The organism is uncultured Maricaulis sp., from assembly GCF_963975345.1.
GTDB lineage: Bacteria > Pseudomonadota > Alphaproteobacteria > Caulobacterales > Maricaulaceae > Maricaulis.
On sequence record NZ_CAXBGE010000005.1, the window covers coordinates 169,495 to 182,671 of the forward strand.

The 13,177-nt window shown below is 61.6% G+C and carries 16 protein-coding genes; 12 read left to right on the forward strand and 4 right to left on the reverse strand.

Going from position 1 to position 13,177, the window contains the following annotated elements; all coding sequences use genetic code 11:
• The 12 genes from AAC029_RS07200 to der all read left to right on the forward strand — a co-directional run bounded on the left by AAC029_RS07200 (position 1) and on the right by der (position 8,841).
• The gene (locus AAC029_RS07200) at positions 1-849 is read left to right on the forward strand and encodes a redoxin domain-containing protein (RefSeq protein WP_339745704.1); all 849 of its coding nucleotides are present in this window, start codon (positions 1-3) and stop codon (positions 847-849) included.
• Between the two features lie 115 nt (positions 850-964).
• On the forward strand, positions 965-1,381 hold the full coding sequence (locus AAC029_RS07205) for a hypothetical protein (protein ID WP_339745707.1): 417 nt from the start codon (positions 965-967) through the stop codon (positions 1,379-1,381).
• A complete protein-coding gene (locus tag AAC029_RS07210) occupies positions 1,381-1,920 on the forward strand; it encodes an RNA polymerase sigma factor (RefSeq protein ID WP_339745710.1) in 540 nt (179 codons plus the stop codon). The genes AAC029_RS07205 and AAC029_RS07210 overlap by 1 nt, the downstream gene beginning before the upstream one ends.
• Positions 1,907-2,230, forward strand: coding sequence for a hypothetical protein (locus AAC029_RS07215; RefSeq protein WP_339745712.1), 324 nt, complete (start codon positions 1,907-1,909; stop codon positions 2,228-2,230). Before AAC029_RS07210 ends, AAC029_RS07215 begins: the two co-directional genes overlap by 14 nt.
• 79 nt (positions 2,231-2,309) lie before the next feature.
• On the forward strand, positions 2,310-2,867 hold the full coding sequence (locus AAC029_RS07220; protein WP_339745715.1) for an NnrU family protein: 558 nt from the start codon (positions 2,310-2,312) through the stop codon (positions 2,865-2,867).
• A gap of 80 nt (positions 2,868-2,947) precedes the next feature.
• Positions 2,948-3,331, forward strand: a complete 384-nt coding sequence (locus tag AAC029_RS07225; protein WP_339745718.1) for a DUF6249 domain-containing protein — start codon at positions 2,948-2,950, stop codon at positions 3,329-3,331.
• Between the two features lie 11 nt (positions 3,332-3,342).
• A complete protein-coding gene (locus AAC029_RS07230) occupies positions 3,343-3,885 on the forward strand; it encodes a sigma-70 family RNA polymerase sigma factor (RefSeq protein ID WP_339745721.1) in 543 nt (180 codons plus the stop codon).
• Positions 3,882-4,223 carry a hypothetical protein gene (locus tag AAC029_RS07235; protein WP_339745724.1) on the forward strand — a complete coding sequence of 114 codons (342 nt, stop codon included), beginning with the start codon at positions 3,882-3,884 and terminating at the stop codon, positions 4,221-4,223. The genes AAC029_RS07230 and AAC029_RS07235 overlap by 4 nt, the downstream gene beginning before the upstream one ends.
• 221 nt (positions 4,224-4,444) lie before the next feature.
• Positions 4,445-5,272: a 3-methyl-2-oxobutanoate hydroxymethyltransferase gene (gene panB, locus AAC029_RS07240; RefSeq protein WP_339745727.1), complete on the forward strand. Its 828-nt coding sequence runs from the start codon at positions 4,445-4,447 to the stop codon at positions 5,270-5,272.
• A 73-nt stretch (positions 5,273-5,345) separates the two neighbouring features.
• Positions 5,346-6,080, forward strand: coding sequence for a tetratricopeptide repeat protein (locus tag AAC029_RS07245; RefSeq protein WP_339745730.1), 735 nt, complete (start codon positions 5,346-5,348; stop codon positions 6,078-6,080).
• Complete coding sequence (locus AAC029_RS07250) at positions 6,073-7,431, forward strand: PQQ-binding-like beta-propeller repeat protein (protein ID WP_339745733.1); 1,359 nt, start codon at positions 6,073-6,075, stop codon at positions 7,429-7,431. Before AAC029_RS07245 ends, AAC029_RS07250 begins: the two co-directional genes overlap by 8 nt.
• A 12-nt stretch (positions 7,432-7,443) precedes the next feature.
• A complete protein-coding gene (gene der / locus AAC029_RS07255; RefSeq protein WP_339745736.1) occupies positions 7,444-8,841 on the forward strand; it encodes a ribosome biogenesis GTPase Der in 1,398 nt (465 codons plus the stop codon).
• Positions 8,842-8,871: 30 nt separating this feature from the next.
• On the opposite strand, the gene AAC029_RS07260 is transcribed toward der, so the two are convergent.
• From AAC029_RS07260 to radA, 4 genes are read right to left on the reverse strand one after another with little or no spacing between them, the layout of a single operon-like run.
• Complete coding sequence (locus tag AAC029_RS07260; RefSeq protein WP_339745739.1) at positions 8,872-9,603, reverse strand: SDR family NAD(P)-dependent oxidoreductase; 732 nt, start codon at positions 9,601-9,603, stop codon at positions 8,872-8,874.
• On the reverse strand, positions 9,600-11,081 hold the full coding sequence (gene purF, locus AAC029_RS07265) for an amidophosphoribosyltransferase (RefSeq protein WP_339745742.1): 1,482 nt from the start codon (positions 11,079-11,081) through the stop codon (positions 9,600-9,602). The genes AAC029_RS07260 and purF overlap by 4 nt, the downstream gene beginning before the upstream one ends.
• Entirely contained in the window at positions 11,078-11,734 is a 657-nt protein-coding gene (locus tag AAC029_RS07270; protein ID WP_339745744.1) for a CvpA family protein, read from the reverse strand. Before AAC029_RS07270 ends, purF begins: the two co-directional genes overlap by 4 nt.
• Before the next feature lie 11 nt (positions 11,735-11,745).
• The gene (gene radA, locus AAC029_RS07275; protein WP_339745747.1) at positions 11,746-13,122 is read right to left on the reverse strand and encodes a DNA repair protein RadA; all 1,377 of its coding nucleotides are present in this window, start codon (positions 13,120-13,122) and stop codon (positions 11,746-11,748) included.
• Positions 13,123-13,177: the final 55 nt, after the last annotated feature.

Below are 13,177 nucleotides of genomic sequence, written 5' to 3' on the forward strand. Positions count from 1 at the left end.
ATGAACACGCTCAAACGCATCTATGTCATGCTCTATCTGACCGGCGCCGTCGTGCTGACAGTCGTGGCCGCTCGGGGCCTGCTGGCTGGCGATCACTGGGCCGCCTATCTTGGCGTATTGTTCACCGTGCTGCCCATCGTGCTGATGTTGTCATTTGCGATGCTGACGCGACGTATGGCGCGGACGAGCGCCAATTTTCCCGTGTTTATTGCTCTGGGCGTGGTTGGTCTGTTGTGGGCCGGTTGGGACTTTCATTTCGCGGGCGGCGAGCGGGCCCCGGTATGGATGGCACTGGCGGGGTTGGTCGGCTTCCTGCTGTATGTGTTCTGGTATTCGCGCTTTGGCCGCAAACCCAGCCCGGCGATTGCGGTGGGCACTGTCTTGCCGGCCTTTGAAGTGCTCGACAGCGCCGGCAACGCCGTGCCTTCGTCGCAGCTGACGCAAACGCCTGCCGTTTTGATCTTCATCCGCGGCAATTGGTGTCCGCTTTGCATGGGGCAGGTCAATGAAATGGCGGCGGGGATTGCGCCCTTCGTCGAGCGCGGCATCCGCGTGGCGTTTATCGCGCCGCAATCGGTGGGCAAGACCGCGACGCTGGCGAAGGGCAAACCGGACGGGTTGGACTTCTACTCCGACACTGAAAATGCCGCCGGGCGCCGGCTCGGGATCGATAATCCGGCCAGCCTGCCGCTGGGGATGGAATTGCTGGGCTATCGCTCTGAGACCGTGCTGCCAACCGTGATCGCTGTCGCAGCGGGCGGTGAGATCCTGTGGACCCACGAAACCGATAATTACCGTGTCCGCCCGACACCGGATGCCCTGCTGGCCGTGTTCAACGACGCAGGTTGAGTCCGGGAGGGCCGTCCAACCGCCCCAAAAATCTGCAGACGGTCTGCATCCAACTCGCGCCGCAGCGGCGACCTGTTTATGAAAGCAAGATCGCTTCTGTACGAAAGGATCAAACATGGCTGACCTGTTTCAGAGTTACTGGTGGCTTCTCTTCCCCTTCTTCTGGTTCGTTTCGGCGGGCTGGGGCAGCATGATGCGTTACAAGCGCACCCAGTCCAAGATCGACCTGCTCAAGACTTATGCCGCCGCGGGCAAGGAACCGCCGGCCGAATTGCTGGCCAGCATCGATGAGCCGGCGTCGTCACGTCATGACTGGTCTGGCGATGAGGGTTACCGGCGCTATCGCGGACGTGGCCGCGCTTTCCTCGTAGTATTGTTCGCTGGCCTGGGCGGTGTGTTCGCCTATACCGGTTATGCCGGGCTGCTGGGCGAGACGGGAACTGAGTTCTACTTTGTCGCTTTGATCATGGGCGTGTTGTCCTTCGCCTTCCTGGTCTCCGCCTTGTTCAAGAGCGGCAGCAAGGACGATTGATGTCGACCCAAATGACCGACGCGGCGCTGGTCGGCGCCGCCCGGTCAGGTTCGGACACGGCCTTCGCGAAAATTGTGGACCGCCATCAACAGGCGGTCCGCAGTTTTTTGCGGCGTGTGTGTGGCCATGAGGCCGATGCCGACGATCTGGCGCAGGAAACCTTCTTGGCGGCCTGGACGGCATTGCGCACCCTGGACGAGCCGGATCGGATCCGGTCCTGGTTGTTCGGGATCGCCTGGCGGCAGGCCAAGGGCATGGCGCGCTCGATGTCGCGCACCCGGCGGCGCGAAACCGACTGGCAGGCGGAAAGGCCCGAGCATGATCAGCCCGGCACCGAATTGAATATCGCGATGCAGCAGGCCTTGGCACAATTGCCGGCCGACCAGCGTGCCGCCATCGCGCTGTGCCTGGCCGGCGACTGGTCGCATGGAGATGCGGCGAAGATTTTGGAAATGCCACTGGGTACGGTAAAATCACATGTCTTGCGCGGCCGGGCCCGGCTGGTGGAGATATTGGGAGTGCGTGATGACGAACACTGATCCACTCAAAACCTTCTTCGAAGCGGACGATGTGCCCGCTGCCGATCCGGGATTTCGCACCGCCGTCATGGAACGCGTCGCACGCCGGCGGCTGCAATTCGCTTTGGCGCGGGCTGCACTGGCCGGTCTGGTCGTGTTTGCCATACTGCTCCTGTTGCGCTCATTGATCCTCACGCTGGTGGTTGGCCTTTCGGCGGCGCTTGGCGAGGCGGTGCTGGTCTTGGCCGCTATCGGCTTGGCGGCCTTCGCGGGCCATTTCCTCGTCACCCGTACCCTGCCAATGCCGGGCTGGGTTGAGCGACTGCTTTAGCGCACTTCCGCGACCACAGGTTTTCCGGTCGCCGCTGAATGAATCACCTATACTCGCCGCGAAGCAGGCGGGGAAAATCATGCTGATACTGGTGGCCGGACTGATATTGTTTCTGGGCGTGCATTCAATGCAGCTGGTTCCCGGATTGCGGACACGGCTGAAAGCCGGGCTGGGCGAGCGGCCCTACAAGCTGATTTACACAACACTTTCGCTGCTCGGTCTGGCCTTGTTGATCTATGGCAAGATCATCACCCATCCACCGGTCACGATCTGGTCGCCACCGGAGTGGAGCCGGCATGTGGCCTTTTTGGTCGTACCGCTCTCGCTCATCCTGCTGGTCTCGGCCTATGCGCCGGGGCATATCCGTCGCATCGTGCGCCATCCGATGCTGGCCGGGGTCGCCCTTTGGTCGGGAGCGCATTTTCTTGCCAATGGCGAATTGTCGGCGATGCTGTTGTTTGGCGGCTTCTTCATCTGGTCGAGCATCACTTTCGTTTCCGCCTGCTTTCGCGAAACGCCGCCGCCGGTGGTCAAGGGCTGGGGCGGCGATTTGACAGCGATCGTGCTGGGTGCCTTGCTCGCCCTGATAATCATCAATGTTCACATGTACTTGTTCGGTGTTGCCATTATCGGCTGACGGGTCTGCATCCAATTGCGGTCCGGGGTGCATCTTATGGATAAGTGGCGGCGTTGTGTCGCCCGATTACGGAGGTTGATATGGGTGTAGAAATCATGGTCCCGTTGGGTTTGTTCGCGATGGTAGTTGCCATTGTGTTCATCTCGATCAATGGCGGAACGCAAAAGCGCAAAGCCGCATTGACCACAGTCGAAGAGGCCATTCGGGCCGGCCAGCAACTCACGCCTGAACTGGTGCGTTCGCTGGGCATGCCGCACAAGGACCGCGGCGGCGACCTCAAATCCGGCGCCATCCTACTGGCAGTTGCCATTGCCTTTGTGGTTCTGGGCTGGACGATTTCAGGCGTTGAAGAAGACGCTGCGGAAGCCGTCCGCATCATGGGTGGCATTGCCGCCTTCCCAGGCTTTATCGGCCTGGTCCTGATCGGGTTCGGCCTGATGGGTTCGAAAAAAGACGCTGATTAGGGGCTCGGGCGATGCAGGCGTCGGACGAAGAACTCACAGCTCTGGTGATGGCGACGAAGAACGCCGCCGCCTTCGGAGAGCTGGTCCGGCGCCACCAGGGCGTGGTGCGAGGCATGTTGCATCGTATGTGTCGCAATCACGCCCTCGCCGATGATCTCGCCCAAGACACATTCATCAGGGCCTTCGAGAAGATCGGAAGTTTCCTCGGAACCGGCACATTCAAATCCTGGTTATGCTCGATCGCTTATACGGAATTTCTCAAATCGGCGCGCAAGCGCAAATCGACCGACCGGGCCATGGAACGTTTTGGCAGCGGGATGGAAGACAGCGAAGCGCCGCGCGATATGGGCAATGTGGTTGATCTCGACCGCGCCTTGACCACATTGAAGGATGAAGAGCGTGTGGCCGTGGTGATGTGCTATTCATGCGGCATGTCGCATTCGGAAGCCGCCGAGGCGACCGGCATGCCGCTCGGAACGATCAAGTCGCATGTTAATCGCGGCCGTGCCAAATTGCAGGCCTATTTTGCGGAAGCGGAGGTAATGGCGTCATGACTATGAACGATGCCTTTGACCAACGGCTCAAAGCTGCCTTCACGGAGGCTGCCGAGCCTTTGAATGACAAGGCCGAGGCCGACGCCTTCGCCGCCAAGATTGTGGCCCAGCTGTCGCATCCTGATCGCAAGCGCGCCCTGATGCTCGGCGGTGCCGGTTCGATCGGTTCGGCGATTGCCGGCTCGCAGCTGGAGGGCGTGTTCGACCAGGTTCAGATTCCGACCGACGGGCTATTGGCGAATTTCGCTTTCCTGATGTCGCCCGAGACAATGGCTGCGCTCGCGCTGGCCGTGGCGCTGGGGATGGTGGCCCTGATCCTGCCGCGACGCATCGCCTAGAGCATTTCCAGCAAAAGTGGGAACCGGCTTTGCGGTTCGGAAATGCGACCATTGAGGATCCTGCATTTCCAGCAAAAGTGGGAACCGGTTTTGCGGTTCGAAAATGCGACCACTAAAGGTCCGGAACTGGCATCGACTCCACAACCGCTGCCCCGGGCTTTTGCACTGCAGCATCGTGCGCTAAACTCGCGGTCTTCCCAGCCTTGAAAGGCCGCGCTCCCATGTCCGCCCAAATCCAGACCCGCCGCATCACCGCTGCCGATATCCGGGCGCGCAAGGGGCTTGAACCCCTGGTCTGCCTGACCGCCTATGATGCGCCGATGGCACGCCTGCTCGACCCACATTGCGATTTACTGCTGGTCGGCGACAGCGTCGGCATGGTCGTGCATGGGCTTGCCAGCACAATTGGCGTCACGCTCGAGATGATGATCCTGCACGGCCAAGCCGTGATGCGGGGTGCCAACCGCGCCCTGGTCGCGGTCGACATGCCGTTCGGCAGCTATGAGAAATCACCGCAACAGGCGTTCGAGAATGCGGCCCGCATCATGTGCGAAACCGGCTGCCAGGCCATCAAGATCGAAAGTGGTACCTATGCCGGCGCGACCATTGAATTCATGGCCCAGCGCTCGATTCCGGTGATCGGTCATGTCGGTCTGCGGCCGCAGGCGGCGTTGGCCGAGGGTGGGTTTAAGGCCAAGGGCAAGACCGGTGCCGAGCGCGCCCGCGTTATCGAGGAAGCCGTGATCGCCGAGAAATCGGGCGCCTTTGCGATTGTGATTGAAGGTGTCGACGAGGATCTGGCGCGCGAGATCACACAGACGGTCAAGGTGCCGACGATCGGTATCGGGGCCTCGGGCCATTGCGATGGTCAGATTCTTGTCACCCAGGACATGCTTGGCGTATTCGATTGGACACCGAAATTCGTCAAACGCTATGATAATATGGCTGAGCGCACCGCTGCTGCCGTGGCACGCTATGCAGGCGAGGTGCGTGCTCGCAGTTTCCCCTCCAGCGACGAGACCTACAGCCTGACGCGGATCGACAGTTGAGGTCTGTTGCCGCTGAGCCGCGCGGGCGCTAGGGTCGCGCGCATATTACCCATAAACACGGAGCCGCTTCGACGTGGTCGATATTTTCGAAGAAGTTGACGAGGAACTTCGCAAAGACAAATACCAAGACCTGGCGCGCCAATACGGCCCGATGGTGCTGGGTGCTGCTGCCGCGATCATCTTGGGAACCGCTGGTTACCAGGGCTGGCAGGCATGGCAAACCTCGACTCGCGAGACGTCCTCGGATGCCTATATGGTAGCGGTCAACGCGCTGGGAGCCGGTCAGGTGGCGCAAGCCTTGACGAGCTTTGAAGCGCTGGCCAATACCGGGACAGGCTCCTACGCCACACTCGCGCTGTTGCAACGAGCCGCGCTCAAACTTGAGGCGGGTGATTACGTGGCGGCTGCCGAGCTTTATGAGCAGGTTGCAGCGCAAAGCGGCGAGCCGCTGCTCCGCGACCTGGCGACCCTGAAAGCCGTCTGGGCCCTGTGGGATACGTTGAGTTTCAGTGACGTCGATATCCGGCTGACACCGTTAACCGGACCCGCTGCGCCTTATCGCTATCTGGCGCGCGAAGCGATTGCGGTTGCGGCGTTGCGGGCAGGCGATCTGCCCCGGGCACGGCGTGAATATCAATTCCTGTCGGTCGCTTTCGACGTGCCTCAAGGCGTGGCGCGTCGCGCGCTGGAGGGGCTGGCCCTGATTGATGACCGGCCAGCACCAGCGGTTGAACCGCAAGCGATACCAGTCCCCTTGGACGATGTTGAGACTGAACAAGCTAGCGCCGGGGATTCGGGCGATGATTGATGTAAAGCGTTTGCGTATCGCCGTATTGGCCCTCGTTTTGGCGCCGCTCGCGGCCTGTTCCTCCATCCCCAATCCGATGGATATGTTCCCGGGTCGCAATCACAATGCGGACACCGCACCGACCGACGGCCGGATCTCGATCCTCAGCTTCGAACAGACATTGCGAACCGGCACCGATGACGTGCTGCCGACGGTCACGCTGCCGACAGCCTATGTCAATTCAGTCTGGCCCCAGCCGGGCGGCTATCCGACCCACGCCTTGCAACACACCCAGGCCAGCGGCAATCTCGATGTCGCCTGGCGTCGCTCCATCGGCCAGGGGTCCAATAATGACCGCCGGCTGAATGCGCGGCCGGTGATCGCTGAAGGCAAAATCTTTGCTGGCGACGCCTCAGGCCGCGTCACCGCCCTGGATGCGGATAGCGGGTCGCAAATCTGGTCGATCCGTCTGGGCGTCCCCAACCGGCATGACCGCATGGCTTTCGGTTCGGGCTTGGCCTATGATTCAGGTCGCATCTATGCCCATTCCGGCTTCAATTTCTTCGTCGCTCTCGATGCCGAGACCGGTGCTGAAATCTGGCGTACCGAGACTCTGGTGCCTTTCCACGGTGCCCCAACTGTCGTCGATGGACGCGTCTTCGTGACCAGCGATGATAATGAGCTGTTGGCGCTCGATGCCACGACCGGTGCAGTCCTGTGGACCTATCAGGGTATTATCGAAACCGCCCGACTGCTGACCGGGCCGAGTCCGGCTGTGCTCGGCGACATCGTTGTCGCCCCCTTCGCCTCCGGCGAGCTGGTGGCGCTACGGGTTCAGAATGGCAATCCCGTCTGGTCTGACAGCCTCACTCGTGCGGGCGGCCTGACCGCCATGTCGGAAATCAATGATGTCGCCGGTAGCCCGGTGATCATGGACGGGACTGTCTATGCGATGAGCCATTCCGGCACTCTGGTGGCAATCGAGTTGCGCACCGGGGAGCGGGTCTGGACCCAACCGGCCGGCGGTCTGCACACGCCGTGGGTTGCTGGCGATTTCCTCTACCTCGTCACCAGCGAGGCCGAACTGGTCTGTCTCAACCGTAATACCGGTATCGTGCACTGGATGACCCAGCTCGATTTGTTCGAGAATCCGAACCGACGCAAGAACCGCATTGCCTGGGCTGGCCCAGTACTGGCCGGTGGCCGGGTTTTCCTCGCGTCCAGCCGCGGTGACGCGGTCGTGGTCAATGCCTATGACGGCGAAGTTATCCGTCAATACGGGCTCGGCGCGCCGGTCTTTGTGGCACCGGTCATTGCCAATGAGACCGTTTATGTGGTTACCGATGACGCGCGTTTGATCGCGCTTCGATAGGCCAAAAAACAAATGAATGATTTTATACCCCGCATCGCCGTCGTCGGACGGCCCAATGTGGGAAAATCAACGCTGTTCAATCGTCTGGCGGGCAAGCCGCTGGCGATCGTCGACGACCGGCCGGGTGTCACCCGCGACCGCCGCGAAGCCGTGGGCCGTTTGGGCGATATGGATCTGCGTCTGATCGACACGGCCGGCTATGACGACGAGAAGAAGGAAGGTCTGGAGGCGGAGATGCGCGCCCAGACCGAGATCGCGATCAAGGATGCGGATATCTGTCTGCTCCTGATCGATGCGCGGGCCGGTGTCATGCCGCTCGACCAGACCTTTGCCGAAGTGATGCGCAAGGCCGGCAAGCCGGTCGTGCTGCTCGCCAACAAGGCCGAAGGCCGCGCCGGCCAGTCGGGCCTGCTCGATTCCTATAGCCTCGGCCTCGGCGAACCTGTCGCCATCTCCGCTGCCCATGGCGAGGGGATGAGCGAGCTTTATCAGGCGATTGTTGATGCGCTGGGCGAACAGCCGCGCGAATCGTCAAAACCGCGCCCGAGCGATCCACCGCTGCGCATCGCCGTCATCGGCCGTCCGAATGCCGGTAAATCGACCCTGATCAATTGCCTGATCGGCGAACAGCGCCTGATTACCGGACCCGAGGCTGGCATCACCCGCGATGCTATCGCCGTCGATTGGCTCTGGGATGGCCGCCGCGTGCGCCTGCACGACACGGCCGGTCTGCGCAAGAAGGGCAAAGTCTCTGATCGGCTCGAGCGGATGAGCGTCGCCGACACCTTGCGCGCGGTGAAGTTCTCCGAAGTCGTTCTGCTTTTGATGGATGCCAGCCATCCGCTCGAGAAGCAGGACCTTCAACTCGCCGATATGGCCTTCTCTGAAGGCCGAGCTGTGGCTGTCGCGATTTCGAAATTCGACCTCGTGCCCGACCGCGAAGCCTATCTCAAGGAGGTTCGCGAGGAATTTGACCGGCTGCTGCCGCAGATGTCCGGTGCGCCACTGCTGCCGATCTCGGCCCTGAAAAACAAGGGTCTCGACAAGATCATGCCGACCCTGGCGATCTTGCACCGCAATTGGGACGCCAAGGTCAAGACACGCGATCTCAATGACTGGCTGCACGAGATGATCGAGCGTCACCCGCCGCCGGCCGTCAATGGCCGCCGGATCAAGCCGCGCTATCTGACCCAGACGAAGTCACGGCCGCCGACCTTCGTTTTGATGTGCTCGCGCGCCGCTGATTTGCCGGATTCATACAAGCGCTATCTGATTAACGGCTTGCGAACCGCATTTGATCTTCCTGGCGTGCCGATCCGTTTGATCGTCAAGGCCGGCAAAAATCCCTATGTCGATAATGAGCAGGGCAATGAACGCGGTGGCAGCGGTCCGGGACCGAAAAAGCGCTGAGGCGAGCCTTCGGGGCAGTCCAGTTTGCTTTTAGGCGGTCGCCATTTTCACGTCTGCTTGAACGATTTCGCCATGGCGCTGGCAATCATCGGCCACCAGCTTGCTGATCATCGGCCATAGCGAGGCCGGTTCCGGCAACAGCTTGGCGTCTTCGCCCGGGAAGGCCTTGGCCCGCATTACAGTGCGCACCGCGCCGGGATAAACGAGATTGATCCGCAGCGGGTTGTTCTTGTGCTCGCCAGCCCAGGATTGAACCAGCGCGTCCAGCCCGGACTTGCTGGCCGCATAAGGGCCCCAGAAGGGCCGCCGCGATGTGGCGGCTCCGGACGAGATGAAGACGGCGCGGCCGCCGGTCTCGGATTCCAGCAGAAGCGGTTCGAAAGCGCGGATCAGGCGGGCGGGTGCCAGCAGGTTGACGCCAATCACTTCATTCCAAGTCTTGGCCTTGACCTGCGCTGCGGGCGTCAGCACGCCAAGCAGGCCGGCATTGCTCAATAATATGTCGAGCTTGCCCCAACGTTCCGCGACGATGGCACCGAGCTGTTCGATGCCGTCATTTGACAACAGATCGAGCGGCACCAAGGTCGAGGATCCACCTGCGTCGCGGATCAGATCATCAATTTCTTCCAGCGCGCCGGTCGTGCGCGCCGTGGCGATCACGTGTGCGCCAGCCTTGCCGAGTTCGAGAGCCATGGCGCGGCCAATGCCACGCGATGCACCGGTTACCAGAGCAACGCGGCCAGTCAGGTCAATTGCAGTCATGCGTCCACCAAGAGGGAGAGTTGAAATTCCTTCGCCGACAGCGAGCGGTCGCGATCCATCAATCGCGTCGGGTATTCGCCGGTGAAGTAATGATCCGCCAAGAGCGGTGCGCGCCCATTGCGCGCTGCACCGGTAATCGCTTTGTACATGCCGTCGACGCTCAGGAAGGCGAGGCTGTCAGCCTCCAGCCTGGCTGCCATCTGGTCGACATCCAAATTCGCGGCAATCAATTCCTTCTGACCAGCCATGTCGATGCCGTAGAAATCCGGGTATTTGATTGGCGGACAAGCGGAACGGAAATGGACTTCTGTCGCCCCGGCTTCGCGCATCAGCCGCACGATTTTCAACGAGGTTGTGCCGCGTACGATCGAATCATCGATCAACAGCACGCGCTTGCCGCGCACGGCGGCGGCATTGGCCGAGTGTTTCATGCGCACGGAGATGTCGCGTCTGTCTTGAGTCGGCTGGATGAAGGTGCGGCCAACGAAGTGGCTGCGGATAATTCCCAGCTCAAACGGAATTCCGCTGGCTTCCGAATAGCCCAATGCCGCAGGCACACCGCTATCGGGGACGGGAATGATGACGTCGACATCGGCGGGGGTTTCGAGCGCTAATTGACGCCCCATTTCCTTGCGCGCTTCGTAGACGCTGCGGCCGTTGATCACAGAATCAGGGCGGGCGAAATAGATGTATTCGAAGGCGCAGGGGCGCGCGGTGCGTGCCGGGGAGAAGCGTTCGCTGCGCATCTCGCCGTCTGACAGGATTATAGCTTCGCCCGGCTCGACATCGCGCAGATAGGTCGCACCGACCATGTCGAGCGCGGTGGTTTCCGAGGCAAAGACGATGGCCTTGCCCAACTCGCCCATCACCAGCGGCCGAATGCCATAAGGGTCACGTGCGGCGATCAGGCGGTCATTGACCAGAACTACGAAGGCAAAGGCGCCCTCGATCTGTTTCAGTGCATGCGAGAGGCGATTGGTGAGCTTGGATTTGCGCGACAGGGCTGCGAGATGAAGCACGACTTCCGAATCGCTGGTCGACTGGAAAATGGCGCCATTGGCGACCAGCTCTTCGCGCAAAACGCGGGCATTGGTGATATTGCCGTTATGCGCCAGGGCGATACCGCCGCCGCGCACGTCGGAATAGAGCGGTTGCACATTGCGCAACACCGAGGCGCCTTGGGTGGAATAGCGCACATGGCCGATTGCGACATTGCCTGGAAGGCGCTCAGGCATGTCGGGTGAGGCAAAGTTTTCACCGACCAGACCGAGATAGCGCTCGACATGAAAACGCGAGCCGTCATGGGTCGCGATACCGCAGGCTTCCTGGCCGCGATGCTGCAGCGCATGCAGGCCGAGCGCGGTTAAAACACCAGCATCTTCGGCACCATAGACAGCAAAGACGCCGCATTCTTCCTGGGGGCGATCCGTGACGGGATCATAGGTCAGCGTGGCGGGGAGTGCGTCTTTATCGCTCATCCATCGTCATCCTGATCTTCTGCCTTCGAACCGATGAGTTCATCTAGTCGGTTTCTGTCGCGGCTGCCATAGGAGGTCGCATCATTTCTTATTGTTTCTGCAATCGGGTCGTAGGTGGAGTTCGGACGCGCCTCTGGCAGGAGGTCTGTGCCCGCGATGCGTGACGTTGGTGGCGCCAGCGTCTGCAGGGCGTCGGCCGCGGCTTTGACCAGCGGATAGATCCGGGATTCGGTTACGGCGCGCGGCGGTTGGCCGTTTACGCCAAGGGTCGCCGTCATGAAAATTACGCCGAGCGCGAGCATGATTAATCCGCGAACCACGCCGAAGGCAAAGCCCAGCGTGCGGTCGACGACATTGACGTCATCGCCCTTGGCCAAGCCCCGTGACAGCGAGGAGGTGACGAAGGTGATCGCCAGATAGACCAGCAGGAAAATGATCGCGCCGATCGCCAACGGTGCCAGCCAGTCCGGATCGATCAGCTCGCGCGCCGGGCCGAGAAAAGCTGGCAGCGCCCAAAGCGTCGCCAGTGACGCGGCGACAAAGGCGGTGACCGACAGGGCTTCGCGGACAAAGCCACGTACCAGCGCCAACAGGCCGGATACGAGCAGAATCGTCAGACCTATACCGTCAAATGCACTCAAGGAACCGTCCATCGGCGTCTTCCCTATTCGCCCGCCATCGCCTGCAGAGTTTGCACCAGTTCGAGCGCTGTGGCCACGCCCAGCACACGTACCGGCGCTGCATCATCGGCCGAGGCTTTCGGGGCGATCGCCCGCGTGAAGCCCAGCTTGGCAGCTTCCTTGAGGCGCGAATCACTCCGACCGACCGGTCGAACATCGCCTGAAAGACTGATTTCTCCGTAAACAACACCGTCCGACGGCAAAGCAACATCCAGCGCCGAGGACACAATCGCCGCCGCCACAGCAAGATCGGCTGCCGGCTCGGTGATTTTCAGACCGCCGGCGACATTGAGGAAGATGTCTCGATTGGAAAAATCAACACCGCAGCGCGCTTCGAGTACGGCCAGCACCATCGCCAGCCGTCCGCTATCCCAGCCGACTACTGCGCGGCGTGGGGTGCCAAAGGCGGCCGGGGCGACCAGGGCCTGGATTTCACTAAGGACCGGCCGGGTGCCCTCCATGCCGGCAAACACAGCGGCGCCGGAGGTCGAATCGCCGCGGCCATCAAGGAAGAGGGCGGAGGGATTGGCGACTTCGCCCAGTCCGGCATCGCCCATTTCAAACACGCCGATCTCGTCGGTCGGACCGAAGCGGTTTTTCACGGCGCGCAGGATGCGGAATTGATGGGAGCGCTCGCCCTCGAAATACAACACTGCGTCGACCATGTGCTCGATCACGCGCGGGCCGGCGATCTGACCGTCCTTGGTGACATGGCCGACCAGGACGACGATGCAATTGCGCTGCTTGGCAAAGCGTACCAGCTCCTGCGAACAGGCGCGCACTTGGGCGACGGTGCCGGGCGCGGCGGCGAGCTGGTCGCTCCACATGGTCTGAATTGAATCAATCACGACGATATCGGGCTTTTCCGCCTTCAGCCCATCGAGAATATTGTTGAGCGAGGTTTCCGCCGCCAGCGAGACCGGTGCATCGGCCAGCCCGAGCCGCCGCGCGCGCAGCCGCACTTGGGCGACGGCTTCCTCGCCGGAGACATAGATCGCGCGGGCATCATTGCGGGCCATCAGGGCGACAAGCTGCAGGAGCAGGGTCGATTTGCCGATCCCCGGATCGCCGCCGACCAATATCGCCGAACCGCGCACCAGCCCGCCGCCGCAGACGCGGTCGAGCTCGGGAATGCCGGATTTCAGGCGCGGCGCTTCGGGTGTGTCGGCACCGAGATCGACCAGATCGAGCACATTGCCCTTGCCGCGGCGCTTGGCGGTCGTGGCCTGGGTGCCCAGCGGTGCGGCGGGCGTTTCCTCCACCAGCGTATTCCAGCTGCCACAGGCATCGCAGCGTCCGGCCCATTTGGATTGAGCGGCGCCGCAGCTTTGGCAGACATAGAGGTTTTCAGCACGGGCCATGGCGAATCGTCTTCGTTTAGTGGACGCCCAGTTCACACTCTGTTCCGCGCGGCGG